This window comes from Flammeovirga agarivorans (assembly GCF_012641475.1).
In the GTDB taxonomy this organism is placed as follows: Bacteria; Bacteroidota; Bacteroidia; order Cytophagales; family Flammeovirgaceae; genus Flammeovirga; species Flammeovirga agarivorans.
This window is the reverse complement of record NZ_JABAIL010000008.1, coordinates 101073-118821: the sequence shown is the minus strand read 5'-3', so window position 1 is coordinate 118821 and position 17749 is coordinate 101073. Positions and strand designations below refer to the sequence as shown.

General features: G+C 35.1%; 8 protein-coding genes. 1 reads left to right on the top strand and 7 read right to left on the bottom strand.

What is annotated here, in order from left to right:
* Positions 1-168: 168 nt before the first annotated feature.
* The 6 genes from HGP29_RS21855 to HGP29_RS21830 all read right to left on the bottom strand — a co-directional run bounded on the left by HGP29_RS21855 (position 169) and on the right by HGP29_RS21830 (position 14124).
* On the bottom strand, positions 169-4209 hold the full coding sequence (locus HGP29_RS21855) for an MBG domain-containing protein (protein ID WP_168884572.1): 4041 nt from the start codon (positions 4207-4209) through the stop codon (positions 169-171).
* A gap of 272 nt (positions 4210-4481) precedes the next feature.
* A complete protein-coding gene (locus tag HGP29_RS21850) occupies positions 4482-7076 on the bottom strand; it encodes a T9SS type A sorting domain-containing protein (RefSeq protein ID WP_168884571.1) in 2595 nt (864 codons plus the stop codon).
* 712 nt (positions 7077-7788) lie between these two features.
* Entirely contained in the window at positions 7789-9879 is a 2091-nt protein-coding gene (locus HGP29_RS21845; RefSeq protein WP_168884570.1) for a hypothetical protein, read from the bottom strand.
* A 132-nt stretch (positions 9880-10011) separates the two neighbouring features.
* Positions 10012-11529: an alpha-L-fucosidase gene (locus HGP29_RS21840; RefSeq protein ID WP_168884569.1), complete on the bottom strand. Its 1518-nt coding sequence runs from the start codon at positions 11527-11529 to the stop codon at positions 10012-10014.
* A 137-nt stretch (positions 11530-11666) separates the two neighbouring features.
* Entirely contained in the window at positions 11667-12593 is a 927-nt protein-coding gene (locus HGP29_RS21835) for an alpha/beta hydrolase (protein ID WP_211093379.1), read from the bottom strand.
* A gap of 124 nt (positions 12594-12717) precedes the next feature.
* On the bottom strand, positions 12718-14124 hold the full coding sequence (locus HGP29_RS21830; protein WP_168884568.1) for a sulfatase: 1407 nt from the start codon (positions 14122-14124) through the stop codon (positions 12718-12720).
* 215 nt (positions 14125-14339) lie between these two features.
* Here HGP29_RS21830 and HGP29_RS21825 point away from each other — a divergent pair, with 215 nt between their 5' ends.
* Positions 14340-16796 (top strand): glycoside hydrolase family 2 TIM barrel-domain containing protein, encoded by a 2457-nt coding sequence (locus HGP29_RS21825; RefSeq protein WP_168884567.1) that lies wholly within the window; start codon positions 14340-14342, stop codon positions 16794-16796.
* 50 nt (positions 16797-16846) lie between these two features.
* Here HGP29_RS21825 and HGP29_RS21820 read toward each other — a convergent pair whose 3' ends face one another.
* Entirely contained in the window at positions 16847-17746 is a 900-nt protein-coding gene (locus HGP29_RS21820) for an alpha/beta hydrolase (RefSeq protein ID WP_168884566.1), read from the bottom strand.
* Positions 17747-17749 lie beyond the last annotated feature (3 nt).

Genomic DNA, 17749 nt, shown 5'->3' with positions numbered 1-17749 from the left:
AACGGTAAAGATCTATTTTTTGATTCAATAGGATAGACTACTAATCTGTACATCCTTTAAATTGTAGATTTTGTGCTCATAAGTAGGCTTTTCTATGTTCAAAAAAAGAAAGGCTACCTAACTTATTAGGTAACCTTTCTTCTTGTCGGTCGTTGTCTTATTTCTTCTCTATTTGATATAGATTTTTGATGTCGATACTTGATCACCACTTACCAGCTTCACAATGTATACACCTGATACCACATTTTGTAAATCTACTACAGATTGTTGTACAACATGTGATGTGTAAACTGCTACACCCGATAAGTTAATTACTGAAAGTTCAGCTTCGTTGACATCATTTAGTGATACTGTGAATTGTCCATTACTAGGGTTTGGATATACTGATACTCCAAATGTTGTATCATCAATCGCTGTTGGCTCAGACACTTCTTCAAAAATCACTAATGTATCTAAAGCAAAACCTTCATAGTTATCATCGATAACTGCTACGGCAACTACATATTCTCCTGGCAGAGTAGGAAGAGACGTTGAACCATTATAAGTCACAAAGATGTCATCTACTTCTTCTGATGTAGTAATTGTTGCTTCTTTCTCTTCGAAATCAAACTGATGTTCTAAATCCGAGAAAGTGATTGTTGTTGTGCCTTTGTTGATTACAAACGTACCTTCAAGGCTACCAAAGTAAGAAGGGTCATTGATAGTAGCTACTACAGTATATTCTCCAACATTAATTGGTTCTGCTTCTTCTTCACCAACCATGTAGCTGTATGTAATACTTTCGAACTCCACTTCTCCTGCTGCTTCTGCATATTGCATTGTTCCATCGTATTTACCTTCTAAAGTAGTAAACGATAATGCTGCTTCAATTTTATTGATTGTCAATGTTGCAGTAGCTGATCCTTGATAGTTTTGATCATCAATTGAGGTAACAACTGCATACTCTCCACCAATTGTTGGTGCTTCTGTTGACCCATTATAAGTACTTACTACCGATAGACCTTCAATACTTGGTGTACCTAATAGAGTCTTTGGTTGACCATCAAAATCTACTGCAAGGTCAACAGCTTCTACTGTTGCTTCTGCTTTTTCAATAGTTAATGTTGCCTCCGCTTCACCTTGATAATTGGTTTCATTGATCATGGCTTTCACTGCATATTCTCCAGCATTCATTGGTAAATCAGCTACATCATTATACATCACATCTACCATTAAACCTTCTTTTCCAAGTACCACAGTTGCACTTTTTTCTGAAGCATCATAAACATAAGATAGATCTGATAACGCCACTGAAATTGGTGCTTTTTCAATTGTATATTCAATGATTAACTCACCTTGGTAGTTCACTTCATTGATCATTACCTTTAATTGGTGATCACCTGCATCTGTACCATTACCGCTTGTTAATTCTTCCATCACATTCAATGCATCCATTGACAAAGTATAAGTTGGTAATTGAACTGCTTCATTATACACGAAGCTATCCAAGTCCTTTGTAATTGTCACTTCCTGCTTTGTAATTTCAAAATCAAATGAAGTGAATCCATAGTAAGTATCATCCTCATAAGTAATTTTCACTTGGTATATACCTGCATCTGATGGCACCTCTTCTGCATCATTGTAAGTAACAGTAACTGTACCCGCAGAGGTATCGATTGCATTTTCACTTTCATCAGCTACTGAATATACTACTGCTTGAGCTGAGCCATTGTATACTACCGATGTAATTTCAACAGAAATATCAGCAGTCATTTTGCTTGAAATGATAAACTCTGCTTCGTTACTACCTTCAAAGTTTTTATCATCAATTTCAGCATATACCATATAGTCACCACCTTCTTTAGGATCTACTACTTCTTCGCCTTCTTGTGAATAAGTTAAGTTTACAGTAACCATCACTTCCTCACCATCACCATCAAGTACTTTATAAGATGCCGCTTTTACATTTCCATCATTCAGATGTACCAAGTCAAATAATTGAATTGTTGCTGTAGCCTTTGTTATTTCATAATCAACCGCTACACTACCTTCATAGTTAGGGTCTGTAATTGTTGCTGTGGCAGTATATTCAGCGACATCAATACCTAAAGTGTTATCTTCTCCAGAAATTTCCACATCGAAATCTACTTCTGGTGTCACTGTAATCTCTGGAGTTTGTTTTTCACCGTTATAAACAAACGACTTATCTTCACCAACAGTAAACTCAACATCTGCTTTCTCGATTGTAAAAGTACCCTCTAAAGTAGCATCACTCTTGTAGTTCATATCATTTACGGTCACTACCACTGCATAAGCGTTGGCATCAAATGGAACTTCAGTTTCTGAATCGTAAGTAACGTCTGCATTTACAACATCAGTTAGATCTTCATCTGCTGCACCTGTAATTTTGAAACCATAACTTTGAGCCATAGCATTATAAGTAGCTGTTGCACTTGTTTCTGAAAGCGTAACCGTAGCTTTATCAATGGTTAAAGTAGCAGTTGCTTCACCTCGGTATAAAGTTTCGTCAATGCTTGCTACAACTGTATACTCGCCAGCATTTACAGGAGCAGTGGTTGTTGGATCTTCTTCACCTTCTTGGTACGTAATCGTATAGTTATAATCCGATGTTACGCCCACAGTTTTTTCAGTACCATCATAAGTAGCTGATAAGTCTTCTGTAGTTAATGTAATTGCTGCTGATTGTTTTGTTACTGTAATCTCAGTTACTAATTCGGCGTTAAAACCTGATTCTAACACATCCAATGTTGCTTTTACAGTATAAACTCCTGGCATTAAAGGTAAATCAGTGCCATCATTATAAGTTACTGTTAAAGTTACTTCTCCTGAAATATCGTTTCCACCTTCATCTTCGATAGAGAAAGTAGGTGTATTGATAGCTTCTCCTGTATACTCAATTTCACTAGCAGATGTTAATTTAATAGTTGCTGGTGAACCTGAAAATTCATACTGACCAACATCTTTTCCACCTCCAATCGCTGCGTTTCCTACAATATCATTCGTACCTGTATTGTATCCATTGTCAATCGCTACACTACCAAAGTAGATGGGTAAATAGTATACACCTTTATCATTCTTAGGTAAGACAAATGCTCCATTCTCATCCACTGCTAAGCTGGTACCCACTTTCATTTGTTCTTTTACATTCTTCACTATTAGCTCAGGGTCCTCCTCATCAAAGATATTTGAGATGACCTGGTTTGTTGAATTCTCACCGAACTCAACAGTTGCATTTTTTACATTAAGAACGTTGTATTCTAAATTTTGAGCTTCTTCAATAATACGGGCTTGCTTTGCAAATAAATCGACTGACCAATTTTGGCTTTTCCCGTCTACATAATTGTAAAGTAAGTTATTTCTAAACTCAAGGATATTTACCTTTGGTCCTTTCTTATGGTCTAATAAAATGATACCTGCTGCACCACCTGCTGCAAAATTTGAATAATTACCTACAATAGTAGTGTTATTCATCTTTAGGTTTGCATCATTTTTATCATTAGCAGCAACCATAATTGCTCCACCATATTCAGTTCCACCCGCATTCGTAGAGTTATTATAGATCAATGTATTTTCCATTGTCAGATCCTTTAAAGCCACACTAATTGCCGCTCCTTTATCTTCTGAAAAGTTTTCTGCAAAATAAGAATCATATACTTTTAGGAAACCTGCAGTATGAATGGCTCCACCACCTACTTTTTTTGACGCATTGTAGAGCGCTTTATTACCAATAATATTACAAGATCTAATTTCTACGTTGGCACTCCAATCAATAAATAAGGCTCCTCCATTATCAGCATTTCCAAAGTCTCTAATGGTAACATTTTCGAAAACCATATCTGTCACTTGGATTTTCATAAATCTAGCACCGTATGCTTTATCACCTTGGAATACGGCTTGTTCATCTCCCCAACTTTTGATGGTAACATCATATCTAGAAGTAGAATTATTAGACCCTTTAAGCGTAATATTCTTATCCTCTGTAAAAGTACCTTTCACATAAATAATAGTGGCCACTTTCTGTTGTAAGTGATCCGTACTTAATGCTTTTGTAAGCGATTTTAATGGGCTTAACTCTGTTCCGTCATTACTGTCGTTACCACTTGTGGCATCAACATAGATCACATCTCCTGTTACATCTTCAGCTAAAGAAGCCTGAGTGAAACTGAAGAGGAATGTGATTGTCAATAAGTTTAGTAAAAAAAATTTCATTCCATTATAAAATAAAATAAGAAAATAGCCGCTTCATAATACTATTAGATATTACGAATGCGTAATAAAAGTTTGAATATTGAATTCCTGTTATAGAAGGTAAAGTCATCTTCTATGGTTAAGTAGTATTTTGTATAGTAAGAGGTCATTCAACATCATATTGTAAAATTATTGGAATCAAGTAGTTTATATGAGCTCAAATTAGACCATTTCATGACAAATAATTGACATAAATGACACAAAATATAGGTTAATTAGCGTATAAACAACATTTATTTTAATGTTATTTTAGAGCGATAAATCTCATCATTAAATCCCTTAATTTGTAGCACATAAATACCTCTAGGAAGACTACTTACATTAATGACATCTACCTGATTTATCTCTGTTATTAGGTAATTCACTCCCAATAGATTGGTCATGGTCACCTGTTTAGGTCCATCCCAATTTCTAGTATTAATCGATAATTGACCTGTTGCTGGATTTGGATAAACCATTACCTGAGTTGCATGAGAGTTTGTAGATGTAACTTGATTATTTTCTGTAATTGAAAATGTGATGGATGCCTCAATATTAAAAGAAGTATTGATTGCAGTTACCGTCACTTCTCCCTCTGCCTTTGCAATCAGAATGTTATTTGTGATAGTTGCTATATTCTCGTCATCAACAATAAATTCGAAATCTTCTAACGCTAATTTTTCATGATCGATAATAAGATCTAAAGTAATCACATCTCCAACAGACAATTCCGTAAAGTGATCACCAAATGAAACGTTATAATCTGGTGTTTCAACAATTGTATTCGTATTGAAGTTATTGTCTGCTCCAATATTGGGGATTTGAGTAGATACTGTTAACGAGTTACCAAAAATATCCTGCTGTGGGAATGGTGTCACATCTTTAAAAATACCTTTCCCTATAACATAGAAAGAAGGTTCAGGAAATGATTGGCCTGCATTGATTACTGGACTCTTTTCTAAAATTTGATAATTTTCTTTCTGACTTTTCCCTTTATCTTTAAATAAAGGATCTTTCATCAATGCTTTTGTATCTAATTTAGAGAAGTCCTCATTTACATTACCAAAGAATAAATTATTGGAAACTATAAAATCCTCTTCCATTTCTAATTCGATAATATCTCCTATTCTTCCCTCTCCTTCATGAACAAAAATATTATTGTACACATATGTATTTTTACTATACATTGTGATATCTGGAGTATAAGGCTTATCGATGTATACTGTATTATTATAAATATATACACTATCTGATGGGATGTGTTCTCTCTGAACTTTGATTCCATCTACAGTTGTTGTGCCCACAAAACCGGAAGTCCATAGTGTATTTCCATGAAAATCTCTAAAACCATCATTCACACTAACATTAAAACGATAAGCTACATTGGTATTGTCTCCTAGTATTTCCACAAAACCACCTTCACAATCTTCTGTATAATTGTATTGATATAAGATATTTTTATTCCCAAAATCAATATGTAAACCATAAGAATCATTTGGACCTCTTACACTGTATGATTCATTGTATTGAGCAATAATATTATTCGAAGAAAACACCCACATTCCACTTCCTCTACCTACCAATCTTGGTTCCTCTTCAGTGCTATACCCCGTATGGTCGAAAAGGTTATTTTCTACCAATGCATTATGGACCTTAGATAGAATAACTCCAGAGCCTCCAGTTTTCTGAAATTCATTATTTCTGATCACAAAATTAATCGACCTGTTAACGCTATCTTCTTCGGTTGTTTTTCCTTTGTGGATAGACCATACTCCTGCTTTTCCTATGTTTGTAAAGAAACAATCTTCAATTAAAACATCTCTAATGGTTATTTCCTTATCTACCTTATTACTATCCGATTCAAAACGAAGTCCAGTTACGTTTAATGCATCAAAGTCCTCAGGTAAAGAATCTCCAAAAATATCTGAGAATTTTAGATCATGAAAGGTTAGACCTTCAGCAACCCCCACTCCCCAATTATTGGCTACCACAAGAATTCCAAAGCTCTTTTCATGTCCCCAAGAAAATCTACTCATGTTTTTTCTATCGTTCTTTATCCATAAGTGAGAAATATCTAGAAAAGAAGTATTGATCAACTTCATTGCTTCAAAATAATCTCCTCCGTCAATATTTCCAGAACCTGAAATCACTGGTAATTCACCTTCACCATAACTAGAAATTGTTATTGGTGCTAAAGCAGTTCCGCTACATTTTAGAATCAAGTTTCCTTCAAATGTGTCACCTCTTTTAAATAACAATTGATCTCCGGGTTTTAATAATCCGCCTGTATTAATGTCTTGAGCTATTTGTGATGCTTTTGCCAACGTTTTCCAAGGAGATGCCATTGTTCCTTCATTTGCATCATCGCCCTCGGCACTGAAATAATAACTTTTGGGAATTGAGCTTTCACTTTCCTGATAGATTCTAATTCTATCTAACAAAATCGTATGACCTGAAACTGCTTTAAAAGTAATCGTATTGTCACCTTCTTTAAGTTCGATTTCTAATAGTGTAGCAACAGCGGGACCAACATATGCCCAATTTGATGGATTCAAGTTATATTCTTGAAAATCATTATCATTTGATTTTATTTCTACTTGCTGTGAAGAACCACCATTAAATTTAAAGACCTGCAATGCGTAGGTACCGCTTTCGGTAATATCATTAATATCAAAAGTGATCCATTCATCAGGTTCTATTTTCATAAATTCCCCACCCGAAGCATTAACGTTAGTGGTCAAAACTGCACCAGATGAAAACAAAGCTTTTTCAGCTTCCAAAGATTGATCATATTCTGCAAATACCCATGAAGGTAAAAAAGCAAAAAAGAGTAGTAGTACTTTTTGCATATTAGAACTTTAGTTTGTCATTTTTAAAAAAGTGCGGGAATTGAAAAATCAATGAATTCGACCTACAGCTTAGATTCTTTTTCTCATTTTTAAAAGAAAAATAGACTCCTCAAACGAGAAGTCTATTCTTAAAATCCATTACTGTTAATTGTCTTCATTAATCTACTTATATAGTGAGTCACACATAACATACTTAGAAATAAATCCTACTATAAACCTCCTCAAACGAAATAAGGAGTAAAAAAATATTCCCATTATTTATAATCTTGCCTAAAATATGGCTACACTTCTCTCAAAGAACTCATCCGAATTAATTAGTCATCGAATGACAAAGTAGCAGCGTTTTCTGCATCCTTGTATAACAAATTTATTATTTCATTATGACCTGTTAGGACAATTAATCATCAATAAATAGCAATAATCAGCTCAACGGTCACATTTCAGACCTGAATTAGCGTAAATTATACTTTTAATGAAAAATGAGTCTAGAAACCAAAAAAGGTCAGACAATATCTGACCTTTTCATCATGGTATGTAATTACTATTAATAATTCTCATTTTATTAACTTTCCATAAGTCTGTTCAACTTGTGGTGAAGTCTGTTTACTTTCTTTTTGAACATTACAAACATACTCAGTCCAAGTGTAAATGATGATCACTTATGAACCTATTCATAACACTTTATAGACCTTCTATCATTTATAATACATTATTACTGTTGCTGTAAACGATAACTATACATTTTATAGTTGATTTGTCTCATGTAGTTTACTAATTCGTAGTAAACCTGATCTGTTGCAGAAACTACTCCACAGTTAGCATTTTCTCCATTGCCCTTACCTGCAGTTGTTGAGTTGGCCCACATAAACCAATGGGTTCCCACACAACGAGGATTTCTTAATGCTCCAGAAACAAAGTTGATGTACTTCTCTCCCCTGTTACGTTGGTTGGAAGCATATCCCAACCCTGGAAAAAACTTACCCGTATCTAAAGCACCAAAGTTGAATTCTGAAATAATAAAAGGCTTATCGATGTATTTGTAGGGATACTTATAATGTTCCACTTCATTTTCGTAAGCATTGAACGACATCAAATCGAGGTACTTTGCACTCACTTCTAAATTTATGTTGTTCTTATGATTACCATGCCAACGACAACCAATATACATCGTGTTGGGAGCATATTTCTTTATCAAACGTTGTGATATCCCAAAGTAAGTCTCGCACATGTTCTTATAATGTGCTTCCGTATACTTTCTGATATTCACCCACTTGATCTCTTTTTTCTTTACATATGTATTTAAAAGCTCCTCCCAGCTAGAGAAGCTAGTTCCAGCAAGTTTATTGAATTGATGAATCTCTTTCAAATTATCTTGTAAAAGCTTCACAAAAGCTGCTTTACCATAAGATTTCTTCCCTTTTTCTAATGTACTGATTGCCAAACCTGCAGGGTTCTTCCAATGGATCTCATTATTAACAAATACACCAAATAAGAAAGGGTCATCTGCTTTACCTTCTAATCTCTTCTTTAATTTCTCTTCCAAATTGGACTCCCACTTTGGGTTAAAGACATCAGGAAATTTCTCATGAATTTCTGGATAAGTTTCATGTACTATTACAGTGTAGGGTAATTTATTTTCTTCTTTATGTTCATTGATACTTTCTTCAGACCAACCTCCAAGAGTATTTAGTCCCCAGCTTCTCATTCTTCTTAAAGAGAAATCGATATATTTAAACTCAGAATTTTCACCATATTTTTTGTAAAGGTTCTGCTTTCCGAACATATATTTTTGACCATCATAAAACTTTGCATATTCAGGGTCATTTTTCGCAGGAAGGTTTTTAAAATAGTGTTCTCTTCCTTTAATAGGTGTCTTCACTTCCAGTTTTCCTGCTCCATTTATTCCATTCGACCAGAAAAGGTGTCCTTCTGGATCAATGATCCACCATTTACCATCTATTTTCTGTGTTCTAAAGTGCCCTGTTTTATTTAATTGTGGCCCCAACTTATAGCCACCAAATTTATCCCATTCCTTAGATCCACTATATTTTAATAATTCTTCTTCCTCTTTGGCTAGTGCTTCTTTTAGCTGAGCATCATTGGTAATTTTACCTTCCCAATTTTCATGAATATACTGTCCATATTCATTGATAAATGGAAAAAACTCCTCTTTATTTTTGGTATAGATTTCTGAAACAGCATTTTGATTTTTAAACACTCTTTTCAAAATTACCCTTCTTTCAAACTCTTGTGATGGAAACTCAATATTTACCTTTTTAATACGAGAAGCATCTACCCCAGCAAAATTTAAAACCACACCTTCAGGAATTCCTTTCATCCCTTTAAAATCAGAAGATTGAGGGTAATCATTTTTCGTTACCGCATCTCTAATCATCGTACAATTAAAGACTAAATTCTCTCCTGAATTAATAAAGCCGATATGCTCATTCCTTAGGTTTTCTTTTTTCTTAAGGTATTTTTTTCTAGGATTGTCATAAATGAGTACAGGGTCAAATCGCACTTGTTGGTCCGATTTATTTTCAAGTTCTATACTCATGTATTTATAAGAAGTCAGGTCCCAATATTCATCAGATGCTGAAAAAGAAATCACTCCTTTACTTCCTTTGGGAATAGTAATTTCAACACCTTGTTTTACCTGATTTACGGTTAAATTGTTAGTGGTATAAGTTTCTCCATCCACCTTTTTAAGGTTTAGAACATCTTCTTGAGGAGAATCAAATCCAAATAAAGTCACTATTACTAAGCATTGTAATGCTGTAATTAAAAAATTGGATCGTTTCATAAGAGTCAAATCAAAGATTGTTTATCAGCAATTTGACATTTTGAGTAAAAAGGAGCTGAAATGGATATTCATAATAATATCACAAAATTGACAACTCCTTTTTTTTATTAGTAAAATGTTTGTTCCTAACAACTATTCAACACTTTTGGGGTCAATAACGACTTTGATCACTTCATGTAACCCATCTTTATTTGCTGGTGGGTTATCAATAATTAATTCCCTATCGTTGTATTGGTACTTTACTTTTGCTCCTGTTCTCAATAATGTTACAGACAAGACTTTAGGTACATTTTGAATGGCTATTGGTTGATTTGGTGAACAACCTTCATAAAAAGGCCCCTTCTGCCATTTCGATTCACCAGGTCTTGCATGAACATACCAAACCTTTTTGTCCAAAGAAGTAGTGATAGGTACATTTGATTGTTCTGGAAAATGAGTTCCTTCAACTTCATAAATCGACTGACTACTATGTTTCATCCACCTTTCCATTTTACTAAACATCACATAGTTCTCATCTGGCAACGAGCCATCAGGCCTTGGTTTGATGTTTAATAGAACATTTCCTCCCCAACATCTCACTCTAGCAATCGCAAAGAGTATATCTCCCATATTTCGAATTGACTCACTTTTGTTGGATTTCCCTTCATAAAACCAACCATATCCTTTATTCAAACTCATACATACTTCCCACTTTACACCATTTGCTTTAAGCTTTTTCATATGCTCCCACTTCACCATATGAAAGTTCTCAGGTGTAACAAAATGAGCTCCAGGGTAAGGGCCTTTTTCAAAATCTGGATGATAGACATTTCCTCGATTATTGAATAACATATCTGGGTTATACGCCAAGGCTGTTTCTTTAAAATTAACGGGTAAACCCGAATCCCACCACCAAATATCAGGAGTGTATGCTTTCATCAATTCAAAAGCAATTTTTTTCTTCTGTTTTAGAATTTTCACCGGAAGTGGTGGAATCGAAGCTTCTGATACATATTCACCCTTCCAGTTCAGTACTTTTCCTTTATATTTCATCAAGGACATATATTCTTTGTCCAAGTGCCAATCTGCTCCAGAGAAATAGAAGCCTAATTTCAAACCTTCGTTCTTTACTGCCTTTACAAATGGTTGAAGCAAATCTCTTCCTTCTAAATTCTTTTGAACACCAAGGTCTGTATGTTTACTTGGCCAAAGGGTATATCCGTCGTGATGTTTTGCAGTAAGTACTACATATTTAAAACCTGCCTTTTTTGCAGCATTCATCCAAAGCGAAGGATCGTAATTCTCAGCAGTAAACCTTTGGATAGATTTTTCATAATACTCTTGGTAAGATGCCATAGGTTGGTCACTCCCTTTTTCTTTAGGTCTTCGCATGACCCATGGAGATCCATAATAGCCCGCAGCGGTTCCCCAGTGAATAAAAAGTCCTAAGCCCGCATTATTAAACCATTGGGCATTTTCAGTCATTTCAAGAGGATTACTCAATGTTAGACGCCATGGTAAGTCTCCAGAATTATGTCCGCCTTCCATTTTCATGGCTAGGTCAGCAATTTCCTTTTGCTCGTTGGTAGTCTTTTTCTCTTTTTTCTGGCTATATCCTTTACTTGTTACTACAAGTAGCAGAAAAATTAGTATTGGTTTCAAGATATTCATTTCATTCTAAGTGTTTATCGAATATCATTTTTTCTTACTTAATGGATAGGCACAGAATCAAAAAAAGATAGCATAATTCTTAATAAGTTGAGCCTAAAAAGAATTATACTATCTCAGATCTATTGTTTAAGGTTTACCTACCAGCTATTTAACCAACCTTCTGCTACTGCTGTCCAATCTGGAGCATCAGCATTGGACTTTCCGAAACCATAACCATGCCCGCCCTTGGGGTAGAGATGCATATCTGTACTGATATTGTTCTTCAGTAAGGCATCATATAAAACTAGAGAGTTCTGGACCGGCACTGCTCCATCATCAGCTGAATGAACAATAAAAGCTTTAGGTGTTTTCTCTGTCACCTGCTCTTCATTCGAGAATTGCTCTATTAATTGTTTCGTTGGTTCTTTACCAAGAAGGTTATTTCTAGAACCCATATGTGTTATTCCTTTTTTCATAGAAACAACAGGATAAATTAGCATCATAAAACTAACTTGAAAGGACTCTTTATCAATTTCATCGGTAGCCTCATAATAACTAGTAGAATGTGTGGCTAATGTGGATGCTAGATGCCCACCTGCTGAAGAACCCATTACACCTACTAATTCTTTTTTAATATGTAGCTTTTGTGCATTCCTTTTGATCCATCGAATGGCCCTTTGAGCATCTTGAATGGGTGCTTTATAAGACTCTATGACAGACGCTGCTTGAGGCGATCTATACTTCAATACAAAAGCTGCAATCCCTTGTGCGTTCAACCATTTTGCATAGTCTGTACCTTCCCAATCATAGGCTACACCTCCATAGCCGCCTCCCGGTAATATTAATATTGCTTTGCCGTTTGCATTTCTTTCTGAAGGCAAAAATATTTCTAATGTTGGCTTTTGTACTTTGCTGATAAACGTAATATCTCGCTTTGCTATATCTTCACGCTCTGCGGTGGATTTATAATTGGGAATATCTTTTTCATCCCATAATTCTATTAGTTCTTGTCCGTAAGTTGTTGAATAAAAAAGACTCATCACTAAGTAAATAAAAAGAGATTTCCTCATTGTCTGTTTGTTCATTGATCTTGTAAATTTGATACCTTTAAATTAGAGTTTTTCATCCAAAATATTCAATAAAAAAAAGGAAATGACTTCAAAATTGATATCACTTCCTTCACATTCCTAAAATTAATAAGTAGCCAAACTATAATTTCTTTGACAAGGCTTTTGGTTGCTTTAATTGATATTCAGTATCATATAAATCAACTTGCTCTCTTCTCCATCGATCTCCTTCCATATATAATATCTGAGGACAAGAAACATCCCAATCCCCTAATTGCTTTAGCATTTCTATTACCATTTCTCGGTGTTGGTCTGCTACGTCATTTTGCTCAGATGGATCTTTATCCAAATTATACAACATCGGTAATCGATCTGGTAGTCGAATTAGTTTCCAATTTCCTTTTCGAATACCAGCACTGATCGTAAACCTCCACATCATTGTTTCATGTGGGTTGCCCTTTTTTACTTTTGTGAGGTAAGGATAAATATCCACTCCATCCAATTGATCTTCCTTCGTTGTTTTTCCTCCCGCTAATGCTACAAAAGTGGGTGTTAGATCTAATGATGTTATTGGTAAATCGTATTGTCCCTTTTTTAAATGTTTTGGATATGAAATCACAAAAGGAACTCTAATCCCACCTTCTAAAAGGATCCCTTTTTGTCCATTCAATGGGGCATTTATAGACGCATTATGATTACATGGACCACCGTTATCACTCAAGAAAACAACAACTGTATTTTCATATAGTCCCTGATCTTTTAACTCTTGAATTATTCTACCAACATTAATATCTAGTCGGTGAATCATCGCAGCATATGTTCTTCTTTTCTTGTCTTTTATTTCAGAATACAATGCCATATCCTCTTCTGTTGCTTGCATTGGTGCATGAGGTGCATTAAATGAAGCAAATAAGAAAAATGGTTCATCTTTATGTCTTTTTATAAAGTCTAAACATTCATCTCCTTTATCATCTGTAATGTAAGAGATAGGCTGTGGTTGTTTATAGTTAGATTCGATACGGTAAGGATAAGGAGTTCCATTCGGTCTATTGGCAAAATAGTTATGACCTCCACCTCTATATCCCCAAAATTCATGAAAACCTCTCTTTGTTGGATGAAAATGATCTGCTTCACCTAAATGCCATTTTCCTATCAGACCATTTACATAACCTAAGTCTGCAAGTCTATCTGCAATCGTTACCTCCTCCACTGGCACACCAATATAATTCTCATCAAATTGTGGTAAATCAACAATAGGATTATTATCGAAACCAAAATTCACTTGATTTCTACCTGTTATTAATCCGGCTCTTGATGGGCCACAAACGGGTGCTGAAACATACCCTTGCGTAAACTGAATTCCACTGTTTGCTAAAGCATCAATATTGGGTGTATGTATTTGTTTACTTCCATTAAACCCAACATCTGCATAACCCAAATCATCAGCAAGTATAATCACAAAGTTTGGTTTCTTATGTTTATCTTGGCCAACAGCTAACAATGTCCACCCTAAGAGGAATGTAAGTAATAAATTCAGTCTGAAGTTCATCTCAAAAATATTTTAGTATATCTCAAAGGTCACTTTTTCTTCCTCGTTTATGGTGTCTATTTTCATCAATTATGGGCATTAAATCGTCAATTATGCTATAAAAAAACCAATTTATGATACTTAACAGGCTTTATTATACTTTAACGAGAATGTTTCACCCCTTTCGCTTTGTATGATTTAAATTTATAAAATCGCAAACTGATAGAAGAAGTGAAATGAAAAAATTTATATACTTATTTATATTCCTTCCAATAATTGTTTTATCACAGAACACATCTGATGATACATTTAATTCAGGAAGACAAGAAGTACTTTTGAAAGAAGGTTGGAAGTTTTTTAAAGGAGATCATTATAATTTTTCTCAAGGAAGTTATGACGACAAAGATTGGGAATCTGTATCTATTCCACATGATTGGGCGATAAAAGGACCTTTTGATAAAAAATACGATTTACAGCAAGTAGCCATATTTCAAGACGGTGAAAAAGTCCCTACGGAAAAATCTGGAAGAACAGGTGCATTACCATATATTGGTACTGGCTGGTACAGAAAAAATATAACGATAGAAAATTCTCTTTCCGAAAAGAAAGTATTGCTACAATTCGATGGTGCGATGAGTGAGGCACAAGTCTATATCAATGGTCAAAAAGTAGGAGAACATCCGTATGGATATGCTTACTTTTTCTTCGATATCACTAAATTCCTAAAAGAAGGAGACAATTTATTGGCGGTAAGATTACATAATCAACCTAAGTCATCGAGATGGTATCCGGGAGCGGGTATTTATAGAAATGTACACCTTATTACTACGAATAAAGATGCCTTTCAACAATGGGGAACCACTATAACTACTCCATTTATCAGTCAGAAAAAAGCAGAAGTAGATGTAACAAGCGAATTAGAGGGTGATATCGACCAGGTCAATTACATAATATCAACTGCAGATGGAGAGATCGTTTCAGAAGGAGCGTCTTCATTAAAGTTTGGTAATACTATCAATACTCAACTTAGTGTAGAAAACCCTCAATTATGGAGTCCTGAATCGCCATACCTCTATACAATAAAACTTACTGCCTTCAGACAAGGACAAGCTGTAGATCAAATAGAAAAAACTTTTGGTATCAGAGAGATAAAATATACTGCTGAAAGAGGATTTGAGCTGAATGGACAACAACGCAAGTTCAAAGGAGTTTGCCTTCATCATGATCTAGGTCCTTTGGGGATTGCAATTAATAGGGCTGCTTTAAAACGTCAGTTAGTTATGATGAAAAACATGGGAGCAGATGCGATTAGAACCGCTCATAATATGCCTTCAATAGAACAGATGGAATTATGTGATGAACTGGGTTTAATGGTAATTGCTGAGAGTTTCGATGAATGGAAAAAACCTAAAGTGAAAAATGGTTATCATCGATTTTTTGATGATTGGGCAGCTATTGATGTAAAAAATTTGGTAAGACGTTTGAAGAACCACCCTTCTATTGTGATGTGGAGTGCAGGCAATGAAGTTCCTGATCAATATGGCAGTGAAGGAGTAAAAAGAGCACTTTGGCTACAAAATATTTTCCATGAAGAAGATCCTACCCGTCCTGTTACTGTAGGTATGGACCAGGTAAAAGCGGTAATGGAAAGTGGTTTCGGAGCTATTTTAGACATTCCTGGTTTAAATTACCGAACGCATTTATACCAAGAAGCTTATGAAAAATTTCCTCAAGGGTATCTGTTGGGATCTGAAACAGCTTCAACGGTAAGTTCAAGAGGTGTTTATAAGTTTCCAGTAAAAGAGTATAAGAAAAAGAAATATTCAGATTTCCAGTCATCAAGTTACGATTATGAGGCTTGTCCTTGGTCCAATATTCCTGAAGATGATTTCATTTTACAAGATGATCAACCGTGGGTATTAGGCGAATTTGTTTGGACAGGATTTGACTACCTTGGAGAACCGTCGCCCTACAATGAGGAGTGGCCTTCTAGAAGCTCCTATTTTGGTATTTGCGATCTAGCGGGTATACCTAAAGATCGCTATTACCTTTACAAAAGTAGATGGAATACGGAGGAAGAAACATTACATATCTTGCCCCATTGGAATTGGGAAGGTAGAGAAGGAGAAACTACTCCCGTTTTTGTTTATACTAATTATAATACCGCTGAATTATTCATTAATGGTGTAAGCCAAGGAAAGCGTACTAAAGATGTTACTTCTCGTTTGGATAGATACCGTTTGCGATGGATGGATGTGAAATACGAAGCGGGAACAGTTAAAGTCGTTGCTTATGATGATAATGGACAAGCTGTTGCTGAAAAAGAAATAAAAACAGCAGGACAACCACATCATTTAAAGTTAGAAGCTGATCGTTCTATCTTATCTGCAGATGGTGAAGACCTCAGTTATGTTACCGTTTCAGTTGTTGATAAAGAAGGTAACTTTTGTCCTACAGCCAATATCCCTTTATCATTTAAAGTCAAAGGTGCTACAGATTATAAGGTGGTTTGTAATGGAGATGCTACTTCTCTTGAAATGTTTCATGAACCAACCATGAAAACTTTCAATGGAAAATTAGTCGTTACGCTACAATCACAAGATATAGCCGGGAAAGGTATTTTAGAGGTAAAGGGAAAAGGATTAAAAACTGCTCAAATTGAAATTAAAGTGAAAGAGCAACCCACTCTATAAGCAAAACCCCTCAAAGACATCTTTATCAAATCTTTGAGGGGTTTCTTTTTTTAGATGTTCTGTGATTTCACTTCTTTCAAGAACTCTTTAAAAAGAGGCATTACATCTTGTCTTCTTTTAAAGTATAACATATGCCCACCCTCTTCGATTTCATATAAAGTAAAGTTATTTATTCCTTTCTCTTCACACACCTTCTTGAAATTTAAGTAATGATAGGAAGGAACAATCTTATCTGCAGTACCATGAATCATAAAAATCTTTGGCTGTCCTTGATGAACATAATGAGTTGGTGAAACACTTTGTTGAAAAGCTATATCTGCCACCTGTTCTTCATTTAAAAACTTGGGAAACCATTCTCTCTCCGGCTTAATCACAAAATCTGTAGGTGTGGAAACGGGCATTATTGTTTTCACCTTACAATCATATTCAGTATATGTACCAGAGTGAAAAGTATCTTCTGGCGATAGACCTATCATTAGTGATAAATGTGCTCCCGCACTGTATCCCCAAATGCCTATCCTATCTAAGTCCAATGGGAGTTCCCCTTCTTTTGACTTTAAACAACGAATAGCTTCTTTCACATCCTCAATACAAACTGGAAAATCTCCTTCAGAAACCAAACGATAGGAAATGGTCACTCCAACAAATCCTTGTTTCGCGACATTAAACACTTGATACAAAACATTATCCTTATCACCGTTGGCCCATCCACCTCCATGAATAAATACAACTACCGGTTTCTTTTTCTGTCCATCATCTTTGTAGGAAATTCCTAACTGATTGGCTCTTTTGGGTGTTTTTACATCCTCTCTATATTGTATAACCTGATACGTTAATCCTTCTGGAATGTTGATCTCTTTTTCTGGTGTTCTACCTTTTTTCTTCTGTGCTGATGCTACATGGAAAAGGCTAAAAAAGACGATCGTTAAAAAAATATATCTTCTCATCATTTC